Raw genomic sequence first — 23,667 nt, 5'->3', positions numbered from 1 at the left:
CGAAACTATCTACCAACATGTCTGAGCAAGACGAAGTTACGCAGACAAGGTGGGGAGTAGCCCACATCTTTAGCAGTTACAATAACACTCTTGTGCATATCACCGACCTGAGTGGCAGCGAAACTATTTCATTCAGCTCCGGCGGACGCCACGTCACTGCTGACAGGTACGAGTCGTCGCCCTACGCAGCCATGAAGTCCGCGGTTGCGGCCGCCGAAGTGGCCAAGGGCAAGGGCATCAACGCGCTGCACATCCGCGTGAGGGCGGTTGGCGGCGTCGGACCGAGGATACCGGGTCCCGGTGCGCAGGCGGCAATCAGGGCGCTTGCGAGGGCTGGATTTCGCATCGGCAGGATTGACGATGTGACTCCAATCCCGCACGACACGACAAGAAAGCCCGGCGGAAGAAGAGGACGCAGAGTCTAGATCTCTTTCATTTCCGGGGCGAGTTTTATGTTCGCCCCGCAGCCGCGTTTTTTCAACTCGCTTGCAAGCCACGCGACGAACCGGTCGTCAAATTTCCTGCCCTTTGACTTCTCGATTTCGTAGCCGTGCCTGTCGCGGATCTTTTCGACAAACTGCCCGGACATGAAAACCTTGGCAAACGACCAGCCGGCGCGCTCCATCGGCGGATCCAGCGCGTACTGGTTTTCCAGTTCGCAGCGCCTCTGCAGTTCAGAAAGCACATCGTTTGCTATCTTGGCGTCAGGCTCAAACGTGGTGGTCTGGAAGTCAAGGATGAAAGTGCCAAGAGGATTGTTGCTACTCATTGTCCTGCTTCAGCCTGTCAGAAAACGATATCAGCTTGCCGTCCTTTTCCACCTTGATTGAAGTGTCGATCCTGACGCGCAGGCCTACCGACCTGAACAATGACAGGAGTTCCCCTCCGGATATCCGGGACTGGAGCTCGCCGGCAAGTATCAGTTCTGATATCTTTGTCACGATGGCCTCGGTCTGCGCCGGGAACTGCGCATATGCAGCGTTGAGCACCTCGTCGCCCCTGTCGTAAAGGTACGCGGCGACTATTTCTCTTGGCGCCTTCTTTTTCTTTTCCGGCGCCTGAGGCGCGCTCTTGGCCGCCTTTTCAAACGCAGCGGCCTTTTCGCGCATCTCCTTCATCTTGCGCGCCTTTATGATCTCAATGTCCGGGTCGTCGCCGCTGCCGCTCAACCCTTTATCACCCCGATGGGTACAAGCCTCACTACCTTTGTGGCGATGCCAAGCGAGTCCGACACGTCTGCCACTGCATCGACGTCCTTGTACGCCTCCGGCGTCTCTTCCACCATGCCGTCCTTTGTCAGCGCCTTGAGGTATATGCCTCTTGACTCCAGGTTCCCCCGGACGCCTTCGGGCGTGTAGCTGCGCTTTGCCGCAGACCTTGACATGGTCCTGCCGGCGCCATGCGCAGTCGAGCCAAAGCTGAGGTCAAGCGAGTTCTTGCCGCCAAGCAGTATCCAGCTTGCAGTGCCCATCGAGCCCGGTATTATCACCGGCTGCCCGAGGTCGCGGTACTTGCCGGGAACCTGCTCCATGCCGGAAGGAAACGCCCTTGTCGCGCCCTTGCGGTGTACCACCACATCGCGGGTCCCCTCGCCGTCAATCCTGTGGCGCTCCACCTTGGCTATGTTGTGCGACACATCGTACACAAGGTCCATCTTTAATCCGTCCTCTGACATGCCGAAAAAGCGCTCGAACGTCTTTCTTGTCCAGTGGGTTATCATCTGGCGGTTGGCCCACGCAAAGTTGAGGGCGGAGAACATGGCCTTTCTGTAGCTCTCTCCTTCCTTGGAGTTGTTTGGCACGCACGCAAGCTCCCTGTCAGGGAGCGAGATGCTGTACTTGCGCAGCGCAGACTCGGACACGCGCAAATAATCGGTGCAGATCTGGTGGCCAAAACCCCGGGAGCCGCAGTGCACCAGCACCGTCAGCTGCCCTTCTTTCTCGATGCCCATCGCCTTTGCCGCCCGCTCGTCAAAAATCCTGTCCACCTTTTGCAGTTCCAGAAAATGGTTGCCAGAGCCAAGCGAGCCAAGCTGCGGCGCGCCCCTCTTTCTTGCAGTGTCAGACACGCTTCCGGGGTCGGCGCCCTTCATCGTGCCGGATTCCTCGCACACCTCTGCGTCGTGGCTTGTGCCGTAGCCGTGCCTCACCGCCCAGCCGACGCCTTCGACCAAGAGCTCGTCCAGTTCCGACTTGCTCAGCCTCACGGCGCCCTCGCTTCCAACGCCGGAGGGAATGGACTTGAACAGGTCGTTCACGAGGTCCTTGAGGCGCGGCCTCACGTCGCTTTCCGTGAGGTTTGTGCGGAGAAGCCTCACGCCGCAGTTGATGTCATAGCCCACGCCGCCGGGGCTTATCACGCCCTCCTCGACGTCGGTCGCGGCCACACCTCCCACCGGAAAGCCATAGCCCTCGTGGCCGTCCGGCAACACCACGACGTGCTTTCTCACGCCCGGCAGGGTGGCGACGTTTGCCGCCTGGTCGATGGTCCTGTCTGTCACCATCTTGGAAATGAGCGAATCGTTAGCGTAAATGCTGACCGGCACCTTCATGCCCCGCGAGGCGTCGGCGTCAATCCTGAACTCCCTGTCGCCTACCTTCCTCACCTTGAGGCCAGCCCTTGTAGCAATCTCTGTCAATTTGCTACAAAATTGGCGCCGGAGTCATTATAAGCCTTGCCTGCGCCGGCAAGATTTAATTTCAGCGCCGCATGCCCCTCTCCTGTGCCAATACTGCCCATAGACTCGGGACGATACGGTAGCAAGGAGATGCGCGCGATTTTCAGCGACGAGCAGCGCCTCCAGTATCAACTGGACTTTGAAGCTGCGGTCGCCAAGGTGCAGGCAAGGATCAAGATGGTTCCCGAGGACGCGGCAAAAGAGATTGGCAGGGCTGCAAAATCTGGAAAAATCACGCTAGAGCGCGTCGCGGAACTAGAGGCAAAAAGCGAGCACGACACGGCGGCCATGGTGGAGGCGATAAGCGAGCAGGTGCCATCAGGCGCCAAGCCATGGGTGCACTATGGGCTTACCAGCAACGACGTCGTCGACACTTCAACATGCATGCAGATGCGCGACGCTTTCTCGATAATCGAGGGAAAGGTGGCAAAGCTTGCGCAGTCGCTTGCGGACAGGGCAGTCGAGTTCCGGGACTTGCCGGCGGTCGGGCGCACGCACGGCCAGCACGCAAGCATCATATCTTTTGGGCTGAAATTTGCAGTGTGGGCGTCAGAGATGGCGCGCCACGTGGAGCGCATAGAGGAGGGCAAGAAGCGCTTTCTCCTCTGCAAGACCCGCGGGGTCGTTGGCACAGGATCATTGATGGGCGAGCGGGCCCTTGAGGTGGAAAAACTGGTCGCAGGCGACCTTGGCCTCTGGCCGGTGGACGCCGCAACGCAGGTGATCCCAAGGGAGCGCTATTCCGAGATGCAGTTTCTGATGGCCCTCATAGGGTCGACGCTTGACAAGATTGCGATAGAGATACGCAACCTGCAGCGCACCGAAATCGCCGAGGTTGCCGAGCCCTTCAAAAAGGGTCAGATGGGCTCCAGCGCCGTTCCCGTCAAGCGCAACCCGATAAAGAGCGAGCGCGTGTCTTCGCTTGCAAGGATGTTAAAGTCGCTCGTTTCAGTGTCGATGGATAACATACCGCTGTGGCATGAGCGTGACCTGTCAAACTCGGCAAACGAGCGTTTCACGCTCCCGATGGCCGCCGTCCTGCTTGACGAGATGCTGAATGCAATGACCAAGGTGGTAGCAGAGCTGAAGGTGAACAAGGAACGCGTGACTGCAAACCTCGACATGACAAAGGGGCAGATCTACGCCGAGTTTGTGCTTGAGGCGCTCGTGAAAAAGGGCGTCGCGCGCTTTGACGCCTACCGGGACATCCAGCGCGTGGCCTTTGCAGCGATAGAGTCGGGCGAGCAGTTCCTCGATGCCGTGTCAAGGGATGAGAGCATCGGCAGGCACCTCTCAAGAAAAGAGATTGCTGCCATCTTTCAGGCAGAGAACCACCTTGCCGCCTCTGGCAAGATTGTGGACAACGTCGCCAAGCTTGTCAAAGATGTTACAAAGAAAAAGATGTAAATGTAAGAGTGCCGTCGGTGAGATTTGAGCTCACGACGGCTCCGTCTTCAGCGGAGTGCTCTCCCAGGCTGAGCTACGACGGCACTGGCTGACTACTTTTTGTGCACCGTATATAATCCTTGCAAAAAAGTGCAAGAGGAGGTTTCAGCTCATCTCTATGCAGGCCGGCACCTGATTATTCGTCAGTGCGCGGAAGATGGGAGGGGGCGTGCTTCCAGTGGAACGGCTTGTTTGCTTAAAAGAATTAATCTACACTTCCCACCTATCCCGCATTGCCCCAATGCACAAGCGTCGGTTGCTAGGCTCATATGATATCATATGCCTGAACAGTTATTGATATAGTGTATTATTCCCATATAGCAATGCGTCACTGTCGCATCAATTGAAAAGATTATTTTGGTCCGATTTCAGAAGTAGCCAAAGGCTCAAAAGAGACCTATACCTAACAATGGTGTTCAAAACAATTGACAGATAGCTTGGCTGGTGCGGTCGCCGTTGCTATATCTTTAGGGATAATCTTTATCGCAGTATTTGCATTTGTCTTCAAACCAATAACAGCCCTATCGAATGAACAATTAATCACAAAGAGTAAGCAAGTCAAGGATGTGCAATATTTTCTTTCAAAGTATCCAGATGCCAAGGTAGATATTCAGAGGGATTTTGTAGAAGTAATTGTTTCATACAAAGCCAGTAAACAGCTTTCAGAACCTTCGGATACTTATCCCAACGGCTTCATCCGAGAAATAATTCTAGCTACGGTGTACAAAAATTCTGCGGATGATCCGTGGCCGAACTTCGATTTTACTGTGTTGGAACACCAGATCCACTAGCAACGCCGGCATTCAGTACAAAGGAAGGAGACATGATTGGACGGATAGATAATACGGGGTCTTCGGCCAATCATGAAAGCCAAATATTCAAAAGCAACATGCCATAATCCACATCAATTGCCATTTAGCTCCATATCGGGCTTGATGCTTGTCATCATATTCATCCTAGGCTATTCAAGTTTTCTTATGCCAAGAGATGCGGTTGCAGAAGTAACTTCAGATACACTGATTCCATCCCTGTTCTACAAAGATACTTGGAAAATCTCTAATGCGGATGGGCCGGCTGACTGGAGTCCTAGAGAAGACATTCTTGTAGTTTCAACATCCGGTTTTGAACCTAGGGTAATGTTGTACGGGGCGAATGGAACGAAACTGATGACGATCGCAGAATTTAGGCAGGGTGAATTTATTTCTACAGCACGCTTTAACCCCAATGGGAGCAAGATAGCCTTTACGCACACAATGCCACCGGACTCTTCCAGCCAGCTAGAAATATTTGATTTGAAAACTAAAGCAACCCAGAATTTTCAGTTTCAAGGAAACTTTACTGAGTTTGATTGGATGCCAGATGGCAACCACATTATTTACTTGATGTTTGAGCCTAATTCTGTGGAAAGTGGCTTGCTGGCTTACCAAATACGCATTCATGACCTTAGGACAGGATCCGAAACCGTGCTTGATTCTGTCACAAATGTCCAGTATTTTGACCTTAGCCAGGATGGAACAACGCTCCTTCTTGTCAGGCAGGTGATAGGCCAGCAACCTTGTCAGATAAATATAGATGGGAATTGCTATGGTGATGAGATTGTTACCCTGAAGCTTGGCCAGAACAATCGTGATAATTCGACTGACTCGGCTGGTGTACAGGCTGACAATAATCCTTACGTCATTTCTTCAAAGGTAATATGGAAGCAAGCTTACTCTATTGCATTCCCACGATGGGTCATGAATGATTCAGCAATAGTTTATTCGGTGGGCTACTATCGATGTGGAGGACCATTGGTTGCAATATCGCCTGATGGAACAAGGAATCAAACCCTCCTTTCTTCAACAAATGAAGGTCATGTGAATGGTGCCTGTTACGAGAGAGGAGGCGTCCTAAATAGGGATGGAACTATTATGGCTCACGTCATAAACAGTGGCATTCAGGCATCTGGCATCGACTTCAACCCAATAAATTCTGGTCTCTATCTAACTTTTACTGAAATCTGCAACAGCAAGCCTTGTACCATTCCTTCCAATACGATACCAATAGTGGAAGGGCCCGTGAGTGGAGTTGCGCAGCCTATCAGCCAGTACGGAAATCCTCAGTATAACTTATTCTTGAGCGTTGGGTACGAGGCAATAACTGACGGACCCAAAATCGACGAGAATACAAAGACGCTTTCTATGACCCTTCAAGGACCGAGGGCCGGGGACAGAATTGGAGAAAGAGACGTGATGCTGTACCTTCCAAGCAGTCTCATAGACGGAGACATGGCTATTTTTATCAATGGAACACAGTTGTACCCTACCGAAGAATCCAAAGACTGTCTCACAACACAGACCGAGGAGTTTTGTAGCAAGATAAAGGCTGACATTGACAAAATTGAAGGATGGTCAATCGTCAACATCACAGACGATACAACAGATCATCGTTCAGCTGTATTAATTGAAATCGTAGGGACTACAGTGACTCCAGAATTTGGTTCATCCATCGCTACAGCAATCGCAGCGCTAACAATAGGATCACTCTTAGTTGCAGCGAAATACAAGCGCTTTAGCCTATCAAGGCCGAATTGCTAATATCAAGATATAAGCTGATACTAGCAGTCGCTGGTACCATAGCCGACATCATAATAGGATGGCTCTCAATTGTTGCGACAGGTCCGATCTGTTTAACGAATATTACAAAGATCATTGTCGTCTGACTGTCTCATTAATATCCAAAGGCTCAGAAGTAGCCGTGATCGTTCAAGTCCTCTGCCAAATGTCAGAAGCTTCTATATCTTGTCAGGAATAAAGCGTTGACGTGGTAGGGGGATAGATATACCATATTAAAAATAACAAAGTCGGAAAATTTTATAGTCATACTTGATTGTTTGCTTCATAAAATTTAGTGTTGATGACTTTTTGCAAGATCACTGACTATGCAACAAGTTATGCAATGCTTTTGTTGCATAACAAGCGTGCAAAAGATCTTTTAACAATGAATTAATTATTTCTCCCCTTTTCCTAAAAGGTTACTCACTGCGCGAACGATAGTAGTGTCCTGCGGCGCCCCAACAACTTGGATAGCGTAGGGATCGCCAAATTCCACTAACTTGCCCTTGTGTACTTGCTTGTGCCTGTTCAGGTGTTCTCTGTCTACCAGAACTGTCCCACAAATCTTGCATTTGTATTCTTTTGGCAACGGAGCGGTCAATACTCTAATGGTATGCAAAAGAGATAAAAACATTTTTTCTTGTTGGCCTTGTTGCTTTGTTGCATTTAATTTCCGTGCTGAAATGAGACGCGAATGTGTATGTGATAAATAAGGTAGTAGTGCCGGAGGCGGGATTTGAGCCCGCGACCTTACGATTATGAGTCGTACGCTCTAACCAAGCTGAGCTACCCCGGCACGCGCTCAGCAAGCGTACTGTTGCGATATTTTCGCCCTGCTTATATTAACTATTCAAATGTCCTGCGGACGTCGCCTTCAAGTACGCCCGATCCTGTGTGCAGCCTGTCGATGTGCTTTGACAATGCTTCCTTGGAGTCGAAAGGCAACTCGCAGTATGGGCACACTACTGCCGCGGCGCTCAGGTCCTTGATGTACGCAATAGCCTTTGGGTTTATGATGCACACTGGCGTCCCCTTCAGCGCCGCGTCCGCGGTCGATACCGTCGACAGGTGTATGCGCTCGAAAATATCGTCGCGGTACACCATGCCTAGCACCGCCGACTGTGCGGTGACGATCAGCTGCCGGACGACGTGCTTGTCCATCATGGCAAGCGTCTCCTGCACCGTGCTGTGCGGGCCCACTGCAAGCACCGGGCTTGTCATTATCTCTCTCAGTTTCACCTTGCCGGGGTTCCGGCCCTGCGACATGACCTTGAATAGTATGTCCGTCTTGCTGACGATGCCGACGACCTCGCCCTGGTGGGAAACAAGGACGCTTCGCACGCCCTTTTCCTTCATCTTTTCAAGGGCCTGGTCCACGTACCTGTCGCCTTCCATGATGGCCACGTTCATGTTGATAAAATTCTCTATGGGCAGGGAAAGAAGCGACGTGATGTCAGGACCTGAACTCATAGGTAGTTGTCTGCCCTGTTTTATTTAAGCGTGGCGTGGAAATTTTTTGAAAACCGCGATAGTATCTTCATGCCTGCCTTCCCTCGAACCTAAGCTTTATGAGGTTCTGGCCGCCGGCCTTCCTTATCTCGACAAGCTCCTCGCGCTCCAGCCTCTTTACCAGCCTCCAGACAGTCGTCTTGGGCAGGCTGAACCTGGTGCGCACCTCGCTTTCAAATGCGGCTCCTTCCTTTTCCGCAAGGAACCCGAGCACGTCGCGGTCTTCGGGCCTCAAATGCGGCTTTTCCTCGATTATCCTTGAGACTATCCTTGCAAGCAGGCTGGTGTCTATCTGCGACTCGGATATCTCCGCAAGCGCCCTTGCAGACTCGACTGGTGGAGGCGGTGTGCTTGTTGTCGCCGCCGCGCCGGCTTCTTCTGGCTCTCGTTCATCTTCCTCTTGCGGCTCCAGCGCCGGCTGCGCGTCAGAGCCATTGGGCTCTGGATCGCGAAATGTCGTCGCGGTAGTAGTAGCGGCCGCCTGCTTGCCGGCCCTTTTCTTGAAGAAGAACAGGTACGCGCCGGCGCCGCCTCCTGCAACTACGGCCCCTATTATTGCAACCCACATTGTCGGGAATTGCATCGCGTCGGTTATCGCCGCGACGGCCTGGGCAGTGGTAGACCTTGCCTGAGAATACTTGCCCTGCGAAAACTCGGCCCTTGCCTGGTCAAGGAGCGACGCTGCGCGAGAGGTGTCGCGCCCCTGGCTTGAGGCCTGCGATATCTGCGAGCTGGCGCGTGAAATCTCTGATTGCGCCGCCGTATACTCGCCTATTACGCGCTGGACCTGATCGCTTGCCTGCGTTGCCAGCTTGATGGCATCTCCAAACTTGCCGGCGCTCTTTGCCGCCATCGCGTTGGCAAGGAGGGTCTCCTCCTCGGAAAGCACTATGCCCTGGTAACTTGCCTTTGCCTGCTTGATGGACGCGTCGGCAAACTTGGTTGTAATGTCTGCCTGGTCTTCTGTCCCAAGGGTGCCAATGATGTAGCTGAAGCGAATGCTTCCTGCCTTGAAGGTGAGCAGTGTCTGGCTCCCGATCTGGCTGAGCAACGGCACGTTGCTGCCATAGTCAATGGAAACGCTGTCTGCAGGCATCTTTATCGCCACATCTATTGGAGCTTCGAGGGTAAACGTCCAGGTGTTCTTGGTCTTGTTGACTAGGTCCGGTGTCAGGTAGCTTATCCTGGCTCCAGTCGCGTTCCCCGGCGTTATCTCTATCTCGCCGGGCGGCCCCATCTTGAACGGGAGGATCTTGTCGTCAAGGTCTGTGACAATGAGCTCGCTGATGTTGGTGCCAAAGAGCTTGACTTTTACCTTGCTGGCAGCGGTGGTGGTAGTGGTGGAGTTTGACATCAGGACGTCGTACTCGACAAGCGCGTCGCCGTTTGCAAACAGCGCCATGAATATCGAGTCAGGAGTATAAGCCGGCGGCGTTTGTGGTGGTGGCGCCTGCGCGCTGGCCGCGGCCGTGCTTGCGCTAGCAAGGATGGCCGCGACCATCAGGATCGCGAATATCCTTGGAATGGAAAATCCTGCAGATGGTCTCCAAGGACAAGAATCTCTCATTATAACAATTGTCCGGCTTAAAAAAGCATGATGTAACGATATAAGTCTTCTGACCACCGCTCAGGGATAGAATCTGGAGTAATTCTTTTCCTTGTACCCTTCTACCCACTTGAACTTGCGCTGTAGGGTCGCGGTGTACACTTTGGTCCAGTCAAGGTCAACATAGTTGAGCCACGCCTTCATGACGCGGGGGTCGATGTAGTTGCGAAGCGATGTCCCCAGATTATAGTCGCGGGTTTCCTGCTGCAGCTTCAACTGCATTTTCAACTTGGCAAGCCGCTCTTTCAGCCGCTTTTCCTGGGTCTCTGTCTTCCAGTTTCCTGCCGCCACCTGCTTTTCAAGCTCGGCTATGGCCTGATTCCTCTTGGCAACAGCTTCTTCAAACTTTTCCGCGGCTTTTTTTGCCGCCGGGTTCTTGGGGTCCACGCCCTTTTTGTGGTTGCACTCTATTGCCGCTTTCAGGTTTGCAGACTTCGCCACATACACCTTGTCTGACTCTTGCGAGTTCCTGTCCACCTTGATGGGCGGGTTGACGAGCGCCTGCTGCACCACCTTTGTGGCGATGCACGTCCTGAACACCTTGGCTGTCAGGCCCGGCATCACCGTCTGGAAGAACGCGTTTACCTTGCGCGAGTTGATGTCGTCAAATATCTGCTGGTCGGGTTTCTTGCCCTTCATGAAATTGCGCAGGTTGTCGTAGAGCGCCCTCGTGTCCTCAGAATTGACCTCAAGCGTCTTTTGCCACGGCACGCTGTCCTTGCCGAGGAAGTTGAACTCGATGTATTGTTTGCCGTTTTGTTGCGGGAACTTTATGTGCTCGACGCGAAGCGTGCTTGCGCCCACCGTGTCGGCCTCGTCGGGGTCCTTTTCGTCTCCGACCCTCATGGCAAGCTTGAATATGAGATACGCGGCGGTTGCGGCTTTGTCGTTAGAGCCCTTCATCTTGCGCATGATCTCCTTTTCGACCTTGCCCAGCTGCTGCGCCAGGTTCAGCGCCTTGTCGTACTTGGCTTTATCATTGCCCTGCCGCAGTTCCGAGGAATCATGGAGCCAGACGTACTTGCGCTTTTCAGTCAGGTTCTCCATCCACGTCGCAAGCCAGGTCGATGTGTGGTCGTGGACGATTTCCTTCCACTCGCCTTCTGGCACTGGCGCGTCCTCGCCAAGGTTTAGCGTAACGTCCTGCGGTCTGACGCGGGGCTTCCAGCGGCCACGCAGCGGGTGCTGGCCCCTGCCCATGAACAGGCCCGGCGGCTCGACAAGCCAGTTGGCGATGTCTACTTCCTGACCATCAACCACTGCCTTGCCGTACAGCGCCTTTAGCCGCTCGCGCTCTGCCTTTTTTGCCTCTGCCATCTTTTTCTTTTCTTCCCTTGGAAGGTTCTTTATGCGCTCCTTTTCTCGCTCTTTCATCATCTTCTCCTCGTCGGCAAGCCGGAACGCCTGAGAGAAATCAAAGTCGGAAATCTTTAGGTCTGCTTTTCTGAATTTTTCTGGAAGCAGCGGCTTTAGGTCGAGCAAAAAGTTGGACTGGAACACGGGGTCCTGCACATAGTGGGTGTCCTTCTTCTTCGCCCACGCGTACACGAGCTCTTCCTGGTCTGCGTTGAGCGCGACCTTTTCTCCCTTTATCGAAATGGTGATGCCCCTTGGCTGGTGCTCGGGCGGGAAGGCGACGCCCCTGTGGACAAGCGAACTCCACCTTATGCGCGCCTGCGGCTGTGGTGCTGCAGCGACCTCTTCCATGTAATTTATTGGAGAAGCGCGCTTCTCTATTCTTAAACGTTTACCTAAACTAGGGCACGGTCGCCCTGTATTTCCTCGTCATCTCCTATCTCGGTCGCCTCGCCCTCCACTGCGCGGTTCATGACCTCGATGGCTGCTGCCTTGTGCAGGTATTCGTTATTGTTGCCGCACCTGTACGAGTAGGTGCATCTGGGGCAGCCGCTCTCGCTCGTGCACGGGCATTCAGACAGTATGCGAAGCGCCCTGCCAAGCGCCCTGTCCAGGCGGTCGTACAATACTTTGCTTGCGCCGTTTCCACCCACGCTCCCGTCGTACACGAATATGAGCCCCGACGACCCAAGCGAGATTCCGCCAAGGTCCTGCGACGCGCCTCCCGTTATCATGGCGCTTCCCTCTATTATGACGTGCTCTGACGCGTGGAACGCGCTCATCCCGATGTACTCTTCGTCGTCTGCCTTTGACATCGTTTCCTCCGGCCTTGGCGCACGGAACACGAACCCCTTGGTCGCAAACTCGAATTCAAGGGGCTGGTCAAACATCACCTTCGTCTTGCCCTGCGCCACTTCCTGGCCTATCTCGATGTTGGCGTAGCCAAGCACCCTTTTCTGTATCTTCAGCGAGCAGTACGCGACTTCAATGCCGAACACCTTCTTTCGCTCGTGCACTTCAAGTATCGACGGCCACTCGTCGGTGAGCGCCTTGGTGTAGTATGGATAGTCGTACGGTATTGCTTCTAGTTCGGCATACGGCTGTTGCCTGTCGCGCTCAAAGTGCAGCGCCTTTACGCGGTAGCGCCTGCCGGCAAGAAAGTATATGGCGTCCTGGTGCAGCTCTTCCAGTGCCTGCGGAAGCGACCTGTCCCCGGCTATTTTGCCTGCAAGCTTGATGTCGACCCTGCTTCCTATTCCGCGTATGCTGTAATTGTTTAGAACTGCCATCGCCTTTTTGAAGTCGGGCACAAAGCGCTCCTTTTCGAGGCTCAAAAGCCCCCTTGAGACAAGTTTCTGCACCGCGTCCCACGCGCCTTTCGACTCGGCCATCGATACCGGCCTGTCACACGCCATGGCCAATATCTGGAACTCTTTGACAAACGGGTTCTCCGGGTCAGTGTATGCAAATTCCTGGTCTGACAGGTAATCGTCGGGATGCGACTTGTAGTACTGGCTTATGGGGTCGTTGCCAAGCGCCAAAAACGCGTACCCCTGCTGGCCTCTGCGCGCGGCCCTTCCTATCCTCTGCACGAGGCGGTTGACAGGGACGATGTTTGAGACGATGGCGTCCACGTCGCCAATGTCGATGCCAAGCTCAAGCGTCGGGGTGGCAGATATTGCAGACAGCTTGCCGGACTTGAACATCTCCTCCACGCCTGCCCTTGCAGATGCCGTCAGGCCGGCCCTGTGCACCCTTATCGACACGCCCTGCCTTGCCGCGTAAAACGCCAGCAGCTCAGAGCCAAGGTGCGAGTTTGAAAACGCAATCGTCCTGTGCCTGCCCTTTGCTGCCGCTTCTTTTACAATGTCAAGGGCAAGGGAGCGGTGCGACCGCAATGACGGGAATATTATTGCAAGGTTGACCCTGCCGCGCCTTCCCCTTCCTTTTACGACCTGCATCTCCCTGCCAAAGAGCGCCTTGCAAAAGTCGGCCGCGTTTGGAAGCGTCGCAGACGCCGCGGCTATCTGCATCTTCCCGCCGCCGGCAAGCCGCTCCAGCCGCGCGATGATGTGGTGCACGTTTGCCCCAAAGACGCCGGTATAGACGTGCGCCTCGTCGACTACAAGGAACTTTGCAGTCCTTAATGCTCTGGAGAGCCTCGTCCGGTGCATCATGTGGTAGTGTATGACGTCAAAGTTGGTGACGATGATGTCTGGCAGGGACTCAAGGATCTTTGCACGTTCTGTGTCCGGCGTATCGCCGTCAAGGACCGCCGCGCGCACGCCAAGGGGCTTGGCAAGCTCGGTTATCTTTGGCATCTGGTCGCGCGCAAGGGCCTTTGTCGGGTACACGAAAATCGCCATTATTTTTCCGCGCTCGTCTCCGGCGCGAAGCGAGCCAAAGCGCGAAACCTCTTCTGCTATCTTTTGCAGGATAGGTATGCAAAACGCCTCCGTCTTGCCGGATGCAGTCGGAGCCGTGATGACGACGTCTTTTCCCTGCAGGATCTTTTTCACGGCCTCTTCCTGGAATTTATACAATTTTCCAATGCCCTTTGCCTTCAGGACGCTGGTTATGCCTTCGTCAACCGGCAGACCATTGATATCACTGCCGTACTCTGGCGGCGGCTCCTCAAGCGAGCGGAAATCAACGATATAGTCGCGGTCAGAGCGCAGCACCTCTTCCAAAAGCGGATCCTTGCCGCCCAGCCCAGCAAGCATCGCATCCACCTCCTTCTTTGGCCTGATGATCCTCTCCTGCTCCATCAAGAGCCGCAGGTCGTCGGCTGTGGCGGCTCCTCCGTCCTCGCACTTGTCAAGGAACTCCAGGTACGACTCGTCGATGCTCGCAGACGATGACTGCACAATCGCGCAGACCTTGCACCTTGCGCACCGGAACATCAGCCGCCCGTCAAATATCCTGTCTGCGCCCACCGAATGGGGAGAACTGCATTTCGGGCAGCGATAGCTTGTCACGCCTGCGTCTTGTCCCTCCGGGCTAAATTGCCTTCCGCTATATACAATAATGGCGGCGGGCATTTCTGCTCTAATTTGTCGGGGCTTGGGAGCCAGTACTGGCCTGAAGTCATTGAAGTGCTACGCTCCGTAGTCCCGGTGTACAACAAGGTCAACCGCGTGATTTCGCTTGGCAAGGACGAAGAATACAGAAAGCACGCGATAAAGGAGAGGGTGATGCCGGGAAACCTCGTGCTTGACGCCGGCTCGGGCTTTGGCAACATGTCGAGGGTCGCTCTGGCAGAGGCGGGCGGGAACGCAAGGGTGGTGATGTACGACCCGCTGCCCGAGATGCTTGCAAACACGCGCAGCTTTTTTGCCGGAGCCCACCAGCAACTATCGCTCTCGTCGGGCATATTTGAGCACATGCCGTTCAAGGACAACACTTTTGACGCGGTCCTGTGCGGCTATTCGCTTCGGGACGCAATCGATCTGAAAAAGGCGATAGCCGAGATGCACCGGGTGCTTGTGCCGGGAGGCCGGCTCATCATTGTCGACCTTGGCAAGCCGGACGGCACATTCAAACGCTGGATGGTGGCTACATACCTGAAGCATTTCCTCGGGATTTTTGCGTACATAGCCGCCGGCAAGCCGGGGCTGAAATTCACTACGCTGTACGGCACGTTTCTGCGCTGGCCCAAGAACTCGGAACTGGAGGCAATGCTTGCCGAGAAATTTTCAAAGGTGGTTTTTGACAAGGGCATGCTGGAGGGCGCCATCATGGTTGCCGCTTACAAATAACGATGATGATGATAACAACAACATCGCGAGATGATGATTGCAAATGAAGAAGCCGATCCTCCTTGTTGCATCCTGCGCAGCCATCGTAGGCATCGCGTACGGCATGCACTCGCCAATCGTGCCGGTGTTTGCCAAGGAGGAGCTTGGTGCCAACTTTTCAGAGGTGGGAGTCATCGGCCTTGCCAACTATTTGCCGTACATGGTGGTGCCGCTCTTTGGGGGCATGCTCCTTGACAGGACCAACAAGGCGTATCTGCTCATCCTTGGCGTCTCGCTAAACGTCTTTGCGATATTCATGCTGTCCGAGGTAAGCTCTGTCGCTGGCGCGACCGCGTTCCGTGGCCTCTCCGGCATCGCCCACGCGTTTTTCTGGCCGTCAGCAGAGGTGATAATATCGACCACGGCGCTTGCCGAAAAGAGGGTCAAGTGGATAGCGCTCTTTACAGCCGCGTGGGTCGGCGGCTTTATGACAGGGCCACTTATTGGAAAGGTGATCCTTGACTATTTCGACTACCGCGTACTGTTTGAGCTGTCCGCATTGGCAATTTCGCTTGCACTTGTGCCGTCGTTTCTTCTGCTAAGGCACGGACGGCCTGTAAAAATCGAGAGGCACAAACTCCGGCTTGCCGACTTGAAACGCGAGGTGACGTCGATGCCGGCGGTAAGCGCGGTCGTGCTTTATTATGCAGTGACGTTTGGCGTCCTGATTGCGATCTACCCTGCGTACATGAAGGCCGCGTCCATCGCGGACCAGAACATCGAGCTGCTGTTTTTCGTGTTTGGAATGGCAAGGTTTGCGACTCTTCCGTTCGTACATCGCATAGCCGGCAGGGGTAGGGCCGCGCTTGCCGCAGCCGTTCTGGTCATGGCCGCCGGCATGGCGATCTCGTTTGCCTTTACATCGGTGTGGTCGTTTGCAGCCGCTCTCGTGCTTGCCGGCGTTGCAACCAGCATATTCTACCCCGTCACGTTCAACTTTGTGACTAAAAACGCGCCGGTGGAAAAGATGGGGACCAAGCTTGGGATCTACGAGGCGCTCTTTGGCGCCGGCTGGACCGTGGGGCCGGTGGGAGTCGGCCTGTCGTCAGACGCGTTTGGCCCTGCAAGCCCGTACCTTGCATTTTCTGCGATAGGCGCAGCCCTGGCAGGCGCGATAATAACAACCGTGAGGAAAAACAACAAGTTATAGAATACGGACCTTGCGGCCCTCGACCTTCAGGCGCCCCTCGGTAAACAGCCTGACTGCCTCCGGATATGCCTGGTGCTCTTGCTCCAGTATCCTTGCGCTCAGCGTCTCTTCCGTGTCGCCTTCCATAACCGGGACCGTCCTCTGCAGTATGACGGGGCCCGAGTCGACGCCGTCGTCTACGAAATGCACGGTGCACCCTGATACTTTTACTCCATATTCGATTGACTGTTTTTGCGCATGCAGGCCGGGAAACGACGGGAGGAGCGCGGGGTGGATGTTCAGTATCCGCATCTTGAAGTGCCTGACAAACTCGGGGCTGATTATGCGCATAAAGCCGGCAAGGCACACGAGGCCGTCCTCTGGCGTGACGCCTGCCTCTTCAAGGGCGGCGACCAGTTTTTTGTCATAGTCCCATCCTTTCAGCCCTTCTGGCGGCACGACCCTTGTTGGGATGCCGTACTTTTCTGACGCCGTCTTTAATCCTGCGGCGTCGGGCTTGTTTGAAATTACGATTCGCGGCCTGGCACCTGGTATCCTGCCTGCCTTTATCGCAGCCAGGATGGCGTCCATGTTGCTTCCCCTGCCAGAGATTAGTATGCCGAGGTTCGTCAAGCAATTATGCGTCGGCGCGGCCCATTCTTAAACGTCTCCTCAGCGACTTGTGTAAAAAGTCAGAAGTTGAGCGTGGGAATCTTGAACTTATGATACTGATTGAGCGTGGCTAAGTCACTTTTTAAACAAGCCTCCTCTAGCTAAATGTTAAAATAGCAATTCACTCTAGGCATGACAGCTCGGGATGAAGCCGTCGTCAGCAGTATTTCATGACAAGCCGGGGATAACCGTGCGCCAGAAGGACGGCACCACAATCGCGCTTGACCCGTCGCGTTCTTCAAACTGCGACTATGCGTTTGTCTCCCACGCCCACATTGACCACATGCACAGAAAGGGCAAAGGCAGCAAGTCCCGCCTTATTGTGTCAAAAGAGACGTCGCTCCTTGCAGAGGCAAGAGGCTACAGCATCGAGGGCGAAGAGGAGCACGACGGCTTTACGCTTGTCGACACGGGCCACATACTCGGCTCGCGCGGGCTTTTGATAGGCGACAAAGACGTCTATTACACCGGCGACCTTTCGATTCGCGAGCGGGCATTCATGAAGCCGGCCAAGATGCCGCATGCAAGCACGTTGATAATCGAGTCGACGTTTGGCCGGCCCGGCTACAAATTCCCCGCGGTACAAGAGATCACGCACAGGACCAACAAGGTTATTTCTGAAATGTATGATATGGGGATCCCGGTTATCCTGATGGGCTACGCGCTTGGCAAGGCACAATTGCTGACCAAGCTGTTTGGCCACTGGGATCCCGTGTACGTCCACGATTCCGTTGCAAAGATGAACTCTGTGTACCTGGACCTTGGAGTCGATCTGAAAAGCGCGATCTCGCACACCGAGGCAGAAGAGCGCGGCCTCCTGTCAAAGAGCAAGCCGTGGATAATGGTCGCTCCGTTGATGTCAGGAAGGAGCGCCTTTGTGCAGGAAATGAAGCGCAAGTACGGTGCAGTCACGGTCGGCTTTTCCGGGTGGGCCCTTGAGGCGGGCTACCGCTACAGGATGGGCCTTGACTATGCGTTTCCGATGAGCGACCACTGCGACTACTCCGAGCTTGTCGAGGCCGTCAAAGCATGCGCCCCTGACAAGGTCTATACCTTCCACGGCTTTGCGGAAGAGTTTGCCGCGTCGCTGAAAAAGATGGGCTTTGACGCAGAATCCGTAGAAAATAATGATGATGACAATAAAAAAGAAAAGAAGGGAGCGACTACAGTATCGCTCGACTCTTTTTCTTGATTTTTACTTCTTTTGCTGGTCACGGAAGTATGGGATGACCTTCTTGCCGAACATCTCGATGTTCTTGAAGTAGCCGTCTCCCCAGAACCGGATGATAAAGTGGTTCGTGCCTGCCTTGATAAAGCGCTCCAGCATCTCAATCACGTCGTCGGGCGAGCCTACGCCTATCGCGGTGCGGGCGACGCTGTCCGGGATCTGCAATGCTGCTTTCTTCATCGCCTCCATCAGCTCCGGCTTGTCCATCGTGTATTCGGTGAAGTACTTGCGAAAGTCAAACTCGGACGACTGCGGGATGTTGTGCACCTTTAGCAGCTCCGGCTTGTAGAGGCTGACCTTTACAGCGTTTTTCATCTTGTTCCACGCCTCCTCGCCGTCTTCAGAGAAGTAGATGTCGACGTCGTTTGCAAACTGGAAGCCAGAGAGGTCGCGGCCGAGCTTCTTTGCGTGGTCCTTGATGATGTTGGCGTGCGCCTTGAACAGTTCTGGCGTGTAGCCGATCGGTATCCAGCCGTCGCCGTACGTGGCACACAACTCGAGCGTCTTTGGCGCGCCTGCGGCAATGTACACGGGCGGCCTTGGCTTTCTGACGCTTGCCGCCTGCAGGCAGGCGTTTACCAGCTTGTAGTACTGGCCCTCGTAGTTGACGCGGTTGTCCGGGTCCGACTCGAAGAGCTTTTCAATGACTTCAAGCTGCTCCTTGAATTTCGTGACCGGCTTGGAAAACTCGATCCCAAAGTCGACGACGTTCTGGGCCTCGCCGGCGCCGATGCCTAGCACGCCCCTGCCATTTGTTATCCTGTCAAGCGTGATGGTCGAAAGCGCGATTGCTGACGGGTGCCTGCGGATAGCGTCCGTGACGCACGTGCCAAGCTCAACGTTTCTTGTAACCGCGCCGATTGCCGCCAGCATGAGCCACGCGTCGTTTACGACCGCGTTCTTCCACTGCGGCACGTTAGAGTGGTCCATCGCCCACACCGAGTCATAGTCCAGCCTGTCTGCCATCTGCGCTGCCGTGAGGATCTGGGTCTCGTCAAGGCCAAGCCTTGCAACGTTGAGACCCTGCGTAAAACCAAACTTGATTCTCAATTAGCAAGAGCCTCCGATGGGCTCCTCGCCTCATTCCCAGAAACCATTTGACATACAAATCAAACCGGGGGCTTATTTAAGTATTTGAAGGCACGATGCGAAATTTTCAAAATCAAGCATGATTTTCGGTATTCTGCGAACATTTACTCGGATTATTCCTCTTTTCGGTTTGTCAAAATAATATGTGCAGTGTGTCAACACCGCTTGAACTGCGGCGTCAAAACGCTATCCGGCGACGTTGCTGTTACCATCATGATTGCAAGCGAAGCCGACGACGAGAACTTTATGAAAATTGTTGACGACCTCGTGGTCAGCGCCGAGGGAGATCCCGAGCTTGCAGAAGGCCTGAAATGGATAGACATGCAGTCGCGCAAAAACGGCGTCACGTTCTACGAGATGGCGCTCCTCATCCTGAAAAAGCACATGGCAGAGCGCAGGGCAAAAGAGTGGATGAGGGCAAAGTCTGCTGCCGCCATCAACTAGGCGACCTGCTGCTTGCGCTCTGAAAGCGGGACATACTCGCAGCCCATTGGGCCGCAGTACCTGCCAATATAGACTGCTTTTGGCCGGTAGAGCGCCGGCTTGGGCGCTGCTTCTGCAAACTTTTCCTCAATGACGTGTGAGGCCCACCCCGATATCCTGGATATCGCAAATATCGGCGTGTTGAGGTCCATGGGGATTCCCATGCTGTAGTATATCGAGGCGCTGTAGAGGTCGACGTTTGGATATATCGCTTGGCCCTTGTGCTCAAGCATCCATTTCTTGGTCGCCTTTTCTACGCGCTCGGTTATCTCGAACCACTTGTTGTTCTTTTCCTTTGAAATTGCCTTTGAGAGCCTTGAGAGGATGTCGGCGCGAGGGTCAGTCGTGCGATAGACGGCGTGGCCCATGCCCATTATCCTGCCCCCCGACGAGAGGCGGCCTGCGACCCATTTTTCCACGTTTGCCGGGTCGCCTATCTCTAGCAGCATCTTCATGACCTGCACGTTTGCGCCGCCGTGCAGCTCGCCGGACAGCGCGCCCACCGCGCCGCTTATCGCCGCGTACATGCTGGCCCTGGTGGAAGATATCTCGCGAGCCGCAAACGTGGAGGCGTTAAAGCTGTGCTCTGCGTGGAGGATGAAGCATATGTCCATCACCTTGGCCTCCTCGGCCGATGGCTCTACTCCCCTCAGCATGTAGAGGAAATTGGCTGCGTGGGAGCCCTCTTCCATCGGGTCGACCACGTGCTGGCCGGTCCGGATGCGGTTCCACGCCGCGACGATGGAGGGGATCTTTGCAATTAGCGTAATAGCGCGCCTTGTGTGCGCTTCTTTTGAGAAATCATCAATGTTGAGGTCATAGTCTGCAAGCTCGGCCACGCACGATTGCAGCACGTCCATCGGCTGCGCCCTCTTTGGACGGTTTTTCATGTTCTTTATCATCGGCTCTGGGATTCCACGCGCCTCGCGCAGCCTGCGGCCAAAGTCTGCCAGCTGCTCCGGGCTTGGGAGCTCGCCAAAAAGGAGGAGGTAAGACGTCTCTTCAAAAGTGGAATGGTTTACAAGGTCGAGTATGTCAAATCCTCGGTAGATCAGCTTCCCGTTCTCGCCGTCAATCGAGCAGATCTTGGTGTCGGCGACCTCGATGTTGCGCAGGCCGATATTTCGTGCGTCCAATACGGATGAGCTCTCGCAACTTTTCTATATTAAACTTAGGGTTTCCCTATCTCTTTGAATAACAAACGTGCAACTTGAAGAATAATAATATGCTGCAGCCAAAAAAGTTTAGAGAGGCGTCATCGTGTCGATGAGCCTTGCGTTTGTTATCTGGCCGTCGTCCTGGTTTATCAGGAGGTCGACCGTGTACTGCTTGCCTTTCAGCAGGAAAGTGACGTTTGCGTCCCAGCCCTCCTGTTTATGCTCGTTTGGGAACGGCAATAGCACCCTTATCCTCAGGTCCTTGATCTCCGGCCCGTAGAGGGCCTCGATAGCGCGGCTTGCTGCTTTTTCGACGTCTTTTTGATTCCTTACAGGAGTCATGGTTCTCTTATCTATTTACTAAATATATAAATATTCACATTCGGCTGCCGAACTGCTAGAACAGGTTGTAGAGCCTAGCCATCGAGAGGCTCTTTGCCGGCTCGCTTGTCGCCACCTTGCCGTCCACCTTGACCTCGTACGTCTCCGGGTCGACGTCTATCTTTGGCGCAAGGTCGTTGTACAGCATGTTCCGCTTGCCAATCCTGCGGCAGTTTTTCACGGGCAGCAGCTTTTTCCTTAGTCCCAGCTTTTTCCCGACGCCGTTTCTGACTGCAAGCTTTGACGTGAACGTGAACGACGTAGAGTATTTTGCAGCGCCCATCGACCCGAACATCGGCCTGTAGTACACCGGCTCGGGCGTCGGTATGGACGCGTTTGGGTCGCCCATCAGCGAGTACGCTATGAACCCTCCCTTTACCACCATCTTTGGCTTGACTCCAAAGAACTGCGGCGTCCAGATGACAATGTCCGCTATCTTGCCTTTTTCAAGCGAGCCGACGTAGGCAGAGATGCCGTGCGTGATGGCCGGGTTTATCGTGAGCTTTGCCAGGTATCTCTTTGCGCGCAGGTTGTCGTTGTCGCCCTTTTCGCCCTTTAGCCTGCCGGCCATCTTTTTCATCTTGTCTGCAGTCTGCCACGCCCTCGTGGTCACTTCGCCCACCCTTCCCATCGCCTGGCTGTCTGACGAGTACATGGAAAGCGCGCCAATGTCGTGCAGCACGTCCTCCGCAGCAATCGTTTCTGCGCGTATTCGCGATTCGGCAAACGCCACGTCCTCCGGGATGGAGGGGCTCAGGTGGTGGCACACCATCATCATGTCAAGGTGCTCCTCCAGCGTGTTTACAGTAAACGGCTTCGTAGGATTTGTCGAAGACGGCAGGATGTTGTTCTCGCCGGCGATCTTTAAAATGTCCGGCGCGTGTCCCCCACCGGCACCTTCCGTGTGGTACGTGTGGATGGTACGCCCTGCTATCGCTTCAATCGTGTCATCGACAAAGCCGCACTCGTTGAGCGTGTCCGTATGTATCGCCACTTGCGTGTCGGTCTTGTCTGCTACTCTGAGCGCGGCGTCTATCGCAGCCGGCGTGGAGCCCCAGTCTTCGTGGAGCTTCAGCCCGCAGGCGCCTGCCGCAATCTGCTCGATGAGGGCCGGCTCGCGCGAGTCGTTTCCCTTGCCGAGCAGCCCAAAGTTCAGCGGGAGCTCGTCAAGGGCTTCAAGCATCCTGTGGATGTTCCAGGGCCCCGGCGTGCACGTCGTCGCGTTCGTGCCATCAGTCGGGCCCGTCCCACCTCCTATCATTGTGGTCGTGCCGGTGCATATCGCCTCTACCGCCTGCTGGGGCGAGATGAAGTGGATGTGCGTGTCAATGGTCCCGGGCGTGCATATCGTATGCTCGCCGGCTATGACCTCTGTGCTTGATGACACTATCATGTCGACCTTGTCCATGACATCCGGGTTTCCAGCCTTGCCAATTCCAGCTATCCTGCCGTCCTTTATCCCGATGTCGGCCTTGACTATCCCTAGCACCGGGTCCATCACTATCGCGTTTGTTATGACAAGGTCAAGTGCCTGCCTGCTGCTTGTCACGCCGCCTGTCTGGCCTGCTCCGTCGCGGACGCTCTTGCCGCCTCCAAACACCAGCTCGTCGCCATGCGAAAGCAGATCCTTTTCTACCTCTATTATCAGGTCAGTGTCTGCTAGCCTCACCCTATCGCCCTTGGTCGGGCCGTAGAGGTCGACGTACTGCCTGCGCGGGATTTCAAGCGTCAAGCGCCCGCAAACCCCCTTGCCTTTGCCTTTGCAAGCGCTTGCCTCTTTTTCATTGACAGCTTGCCGTTAACAAGGCCGGAAAATCCGTACACTGTTTTCCTGCCGCCGTACTCTACCAGCTCGACTTGCCGCGTGTCGCCGGGCTCAAAGCGCAGCGAAGTTCCCGACGGGATGTTCAGGTGAAAGCCGTACGCCTTTTCCCGCGGGAACAAAAGCGCCTTATTGACCTCAAAAAAGTGCGTATGCGAGCCTACCTGCACCGGCCTGTTGCCCGTGTTGGTCACCTTGATTCCCGTCGTTTTCCTGCCGGAATTTGCCGTCACCGGCTTGTCTGAAGCAATGAAATACTCGCCCGGTATCATGTCGAGGGATCACACTATGGGGTTGTGCACTGTCACAAGTTTCGTGCCATCCTCAAACGTCGCTTCTACCTGCACCTGTTTGACAAGCTCTGGCACTCCGGGGAGGACGTCGCTCCTTGAAAGCACCTGCCTGCCGGAGCTCATAAGCTCTGGCACCGACCTGCCGTCGCGTGCCCCTTCTACAATGTGGTCGCAAATGAGCGCCACCGCCTCTGGGTAGTTCAGCTTTAGTCCCCTTGCACGCCTTTTTCGCGCCACCTCTGCGGCCATGAAAATGTACAGCTTGTCTATCTCCCGTGGAGCAAGCATCATTTCATTTACAAATTATGGGCCCTGTATTTATGATTGGTGCCATGCTATGCGTAAACTACTTGCGCGTTTGCGCACACGGTTTCGTATTATACAGACCGGCGAGAACTGCATAAATACAAAGGAGAGCCACATCCTAG

Annotated in this window: 22 protein-coding genes and 2 tRNA genes; 8 read left to right on the top strand and 16 right to left on the bottom strand. The window is 54.6% G+C overall.

Going from position 1 to position 23,667, the window contains the following annotated elements; all coding sequences use genetic code 11:
* The first annotated feature begins 17 nt into the window (after nucleotides 1-17).
* Nucleotides 18-425 carry a 30S ribosomal protein S11 gene (locus tag NVIE_RS07400; RefSeq protein ID WP_075054699.1) on the top strand — a complete coding sequence of 136 codons (408 nt, stop codon included), beginning with the start codon at nucleotides 18-20 and terminating at the stop codon, nucleotides 423-425.
* On the opposite strand, the gene NVIE_RS07395 is transcribed toward NVIE_RS07400, so the two are convergent.
* From NVIE_RS07395 to NVIE_RS07385, 3 genes are read right to left on the bottom strand one after another with little or no spacing between them, the layout of a single operon-like run.
* Nucleotides 422-769: a hypothetical protein gene (locus NVIE_RS07395; protein ID WP_075054698.1), complete on the bottom strand. Its 348-nt coding sequence runs from the start codon at nucleotides 767-769 to the stop codon at nucleotides 422-424. The two genes, NVIE_RS07400 and NVIE_RS07395, sit on opposite strands and share 4 nt — an antisense overlap.
* The gene (locus NVIE_RS07390) at nucleotides 762-1,169 is read right to left on the bottom strand and encodes a DNA-binding protein (RefSeq protein ID WP_084790688.1); all 408 of its coding nucleotides are present in this window, start codon (nucleotides 1,167-1,169) and stop codon (nucleotides 762-764) included. Before NVIE_RS07390 ends, NVIE_RS07395 begins: the two co-directional genes overlap by 8 nt.
* Nucleotides 1,166-2,551 (bottom strand): RtcB family protein, encoded by a 1,386-nt coding sequence (locus NVIE_RS07385; RefSeq protein ID WP_084790894.1) that lies wholly within the window; start codon nucleotides 2,549-2,551, stop codon nucleotides 1,166-1,168. Before NVIE_RS07385 ends, NVIE_RS07390 begins: the two co-directional genes overlap by 4 nt.
* A gap of 171 nt (nucleotides 2,552-2,722) precedes the next feature.
* Between NVIE_RS07385 and purB the strand changes: the two genes are divergently transcribed.
* Nucleotides 2,723-4,084, top strand: a complete 1,362-nt coding sequence (gene purB / locus NVIE_RS07380) for an adenylosuccinate lyase (protein ID WP_075054697.1) — start codon at nucleotides 2,723-2,725, stop codon at nucleotides 4,082-4,084.
* A 9-nt stretch (nucleotides 4,085-4,093) separates the two neighbouring features.
* Here purB and NVIE_RS07375 read toward each other — a convergent pair.
* Nucleotides 4,094-4,167: transfer RNA gene (locus NVIE_RS07375), tRNA-Phe, on the bottom strand.
* Between the two features lie 381 nt (nucleotides 4,168-4,548).
* On the opposite strand from NVIE_RS07375, the gene NVIE_RS07370 reads away from it, so the two are divergent.
* The gene (locus NVIE_RS07370) at nucleotides 4,549-4,914 is read left to right on the top strand and encodes a hypothetical protein (RefSeq protein WP_144239559.1); all 366 of its coding nucleotides are present in this window, start codon (nucleotides 4,549-4,551) and stop codon (nucleotides 4,912-4,914) included.
* Nucleotides 4,915-5,055: 141 nt separating this feature from the next.
* Nucleotides 5,056-6,699 carry a TolB family protein gene (locus NVIE_RS07365; RefSeq protein ID WP_144239558.1) on the top strand — a complete coding sequence of 548 codons (1,644 nt, stop codon included), beginning with the start codon at nucleotides 5,056-5,058 and terminating at the stop codon, nucleotides 6,697-6,699.
* Nucleotides 6,700-7,438: 739 nt separating this feature from the next.
* Here the strand turns inward: NVIE_RS07365 and NVIE_RS07355 are convergent.
* From NVIE_RS07355 to NVIE_RS07335, 5 genes are all read right to left on the bottom strand, one after another.
* Nucleotides 7,439-7,513, bottom strand: a tRNA-Met gene (locus NVIE_RS07355).
* 50 nt (nucleotides 7,514-7,563) lie between these two features.
* Nucleotides 7,564-8,187 carry a CBS domain-containing protein gene (locus NVIE_RS07350; RefSeq protein ID WP_075054693.1) on the bottom strand — a complete coding sequence of 208 codons (624 nt, stop codon included), beginning with the start codon at nucleotides 8,185-8,187 and terminating at the stop codon, nucleotides 7,564-7,566.
* Nucleotides 8,188-8,254: 67 nt separating this feature from the next.
* Entirely contained in the window at nucleotides 8,255-9,727 is a 1,473-nt protein-coding gene (locus NVIE_RS07345; RefSeq protein WP_075054692.1) for a helix-turn-helix transcriptional regulator, read from the bottom strand.
* A 126-nt stretch (nucleotides 9,728-9,853) separates the two neighbouring features.
* Complete coding sequence (locus NVIE_RS07340; protein WP_227717284.1) at nucleotides 9,854-11,539, bottom strand: DNA topoisomerase I; 1,686 nt, start codon at nucleotides 11,537-11,539, stop codon at nucleotides 9,854-9,856.
* 44 nt (nucleotides 11,540-11,583) lie between these two features.
* The gene (locus NVIE_RS07335; protein ID WP_075054691.1) at nucleotides 11,584-14,166 is read right to left on the bottom strand and encodes a DEAD/DEAH box helicase; all 2,583 of its coding nucleotides are present in this window, start codon (nucleotides 14,164-14,166) and stop codon (nucleotides 11,584-11,586) included.
* Nucleotides 14,167-14,241: 75 nt separating this feature from the next.
* Here NVIE_RS07335 and NVIE_RS07330 point away from each other — a divergent pair, with 75 nt between their 5' ends.
* A complete protein-coding gene (locus tag NVIE_RS07330; protein WP_075054690.1) occupies nucleotides 14,242-14,946 on the top strand; it encodes a class I SAM-dependent methyltransferase in 705 nt (234 codons plus the stop codon).
* Between the two features lie 43 nt (nucleotides 14,947-14,989).
* Nucleotides 14,990-16,135, top strand: coding sequence for an MFS transporter (locus tag NVIE_RS07325; RefSeq protein WP_075054689.1), 1,146 nt, complete (start codon nucleotides 14,990-14,992; stop codon nucleotides 16,133-16,135).
* On the opposite strand, the gene purN is transcribed toward NVIE_RS07325, so the two are convergent.
* Nucleotides 16,130-16,747, bottom strand: a complete 618-nt coding sequence (gene purN / locus NVIE_RS07320) for a phosphoribosylglycinamide formyltransferase (RefSeq protein ID WP_075054688.1) — start codon at nucleotides 16,745-16,747, stop codon at nucleotides 16,130-16,132. The two genes, NVIE_RS07325 and purN, sit on opposite strands and share 6 nt — an antisense overlap.
* A gap of 184 nt (nucleotides 16,748-16,931) precedes the next feature.
* Here purN and NVIE_RS07315 point away from each other — a divergent pair, with 184 nt between their 5' ends.
* A complete protein-coding gene (locus NVIE_RS07315; RefSeq protein ID WP_075054687.1) occupies nucleotides 16,932-17,978 on the top strand; it encodes a hypothetical protein in 1,047 nt (348 codons plus the stop codon).
* A gap of 3 nt (nucleotides 17,979-17,981) precedes the next feature.
* Here the strand turns inward: NVIE_RS07315 and NVIE_RS07310 are convergent, their stop codons facing one another.
* Entirely contained in the window at nucleotides 17,982-19,064 is a 1,083-nt protein-coding gene (locus tag NVIE_RS07310; RefSeq protein ID WP_075054686.1) for an LLM class flavin-dependent oxidoreductase, read from the bottom strand.
* A 204-nt stretch (nucleotides 19,065-19,268) separates the two neighbouring features.
* Here NVIE_RS07310 and NVIE_RS07305 point away from each other — a divergent pair, with 204 nt between their 5' ends.
* Entirely contained in the window at nucleotides 19,269-19,547 is a 279-nt protein-coding gene (locus tag NVIE_RS07305) for a hypothetical protein (RefSeq protein WP_227717283.1), read from the top strand.
* Here the strand turns inward: NVIE_RS07305 and NVIE_RS07300 are convergent.
* The 5 genes from NVIE_RS07300 to NVIE_RS07280 form a co-directional block, all read right to left on the bottom strand.
* A complete protein-coding gene (locus NVIE_RS07300; RefSeq protein ID WP_075054685.1) occupies nucleotides 19,544-20,722 on the bottom strand; it encodes a citrate/2-methylcitrate synthase in 1,179 nt (392 codons plus the stop codon). The two genes, NVIE_RS07305 and NVIE_RS07300, sit on opposite strands and share 4 nt — an antisense overlap.
* Nucleotides 20,723-20,830: 108 nt before the next feature.
* Complete coding sequence (locus tag NVIE_RS07295) at nucleotides 20,831-21,085, bottom strand: hypothetical protein (protein ID WP_075054684.1); 255 nt, start codon at nucleotides 21,083-21,085, stop codon at nucleotides 20,831-20,833.
* A gap of 55 nt (nucleotides 21,086-21,140) precedes the next feature.
* Nucleotides 21,141-22,856: an urease subunit alpha gene (ureC, locus tag NVIE_RS07290; RefSeq protein WP_075054683.1), complete on the bottom strand. Its 1,716-nt coding sequence runs from the start codon at nucleotides 22,854-22,856 to the stop codon at nucleotides 21,141-21,143.
* Nucleotides 22,853-23,218: an urease subunit beta gene (locus NVIE_RS07285; protein ID WP_075054682.1), complete on the bottom strand. Its 366-nt coding sequence runs from the start codon at nucleotides 23,216-23,218 to the stop codon at nucleotides 22,853-22,855. Before NVIE_RS07285 ends, ureC begins: the two co-directional genes overlap by 4 nt.
* A gap of 9 nt (nucleotides 23,219-23,227) precedes the next feature.
* Entirely contained in the window at nucleotides 23,228-23,530 is a 303-nt protein-coding gene (locus NVIE_RS07280; RefSeq protein ID WP_075054681.1) for an urease subunit gamma, read from the bottom strand.
* Between the last annotated feature and the right edge of the window lie 137 nt (nucleotides 23,531-23,667).

Origin of the sequence: Nitrososphaera viennensis EN76, assembly GCF_000698785.1 — an archaeon.
Classification (GTDB): Archaea; Thermoproteota; Nitrososphaeria; order Nitrososphaerales; family Nitrososphaeraceae; genus Nitrososphaera; species Nitrososphaera viennensis.
Note: the sequence above shows the minus strand (reverse complement) of the source record. Positions and strands in the feature narration are given on the sequence as shown.

Excerpts from the sequence above, each read along its gene's own strand:
- NVIE_RS07280 (WP_075054681.1), bottom strand. The coding sequence starts at position 23,530 with ATGATGCTTGCTCCACGGGAGATAGACAAGCTGTACATTTTCATGGCC.
- NVIE_RS07325 (WP_075054689.1), top strand. The coding sequence starts at position 14,990 with ATGAAGAAGCCGATCCTCCTTGTTGCATCCTGCGCAGCCATCGTAGGC.
- NVIE_RS07350 (WP_075054693.1), bottom strand. The coding sequence starts at position 8,187 with ATGAGTTCAGGTCCTGACATCACGTCGCTTCTTTCCCTGCCCATAGAG.
- NVIE_RS07315 (WP_075054687.1), top strand. The coding sequence starts at position 16,932 with ATGAAGCCGTCGTCAGCAGTATTTCATGACAAGCCGGGGATAACCGTG.
- NVIE_RS07340 (WP_227717284.1), bottom strand. The coding sequence starts at position 11,539 with ATGGAAGAGGTCGCTGCAGCACCACAGCCGCAGGCGCGCATAAGGTGG.
- NVIE_RS07285 (WP_075054682.1), bottom strand. The coding sequence starts at position 23,218 with ATGATACCGGGCGAGTATTTCATTGCTTCAGACAAGCCGGTGACGGCA.
- NVIE_RS07385 (WP_084790894.1), bottom strand. The coding sequence starts at position 2,551 with ATGAAGGTGCCGGTCAGCATTTACGCTAACGATTCGCTCATTTCCAAG.
- NVIE_RS07400 (WP_075054699.1), top strand. The coding sequence starts at position 18 with ATGTCTGAGCAAGACGAAGTTACGCAGACAAGGTGGGGAGTAGCCCAC.
- NVIE_RS07345 (WP_075054692.1), bottom strand. The coding sequence starts at position 9,727 with ATGGTCGCGGCCATCCTTGCTAGCGCAAGCACGGCCGCGGCCAGCGCG.
- NVIE_RS07295 (WP_075054684.1), bottom strand. The coding sequence starts at position 21,085 with ATGACTCCTGTAAGGAATCAAAAAGACGTCGAAAAAGCAGCAAGCCGC.
- NVIE_RS07395 (WP_075054698.1), bottom strand. The coding sequence starts at position 769 with ATGAGTAGCAACAATCCTCTTGGCACTTTCATCCTTGACTTCCAGACC.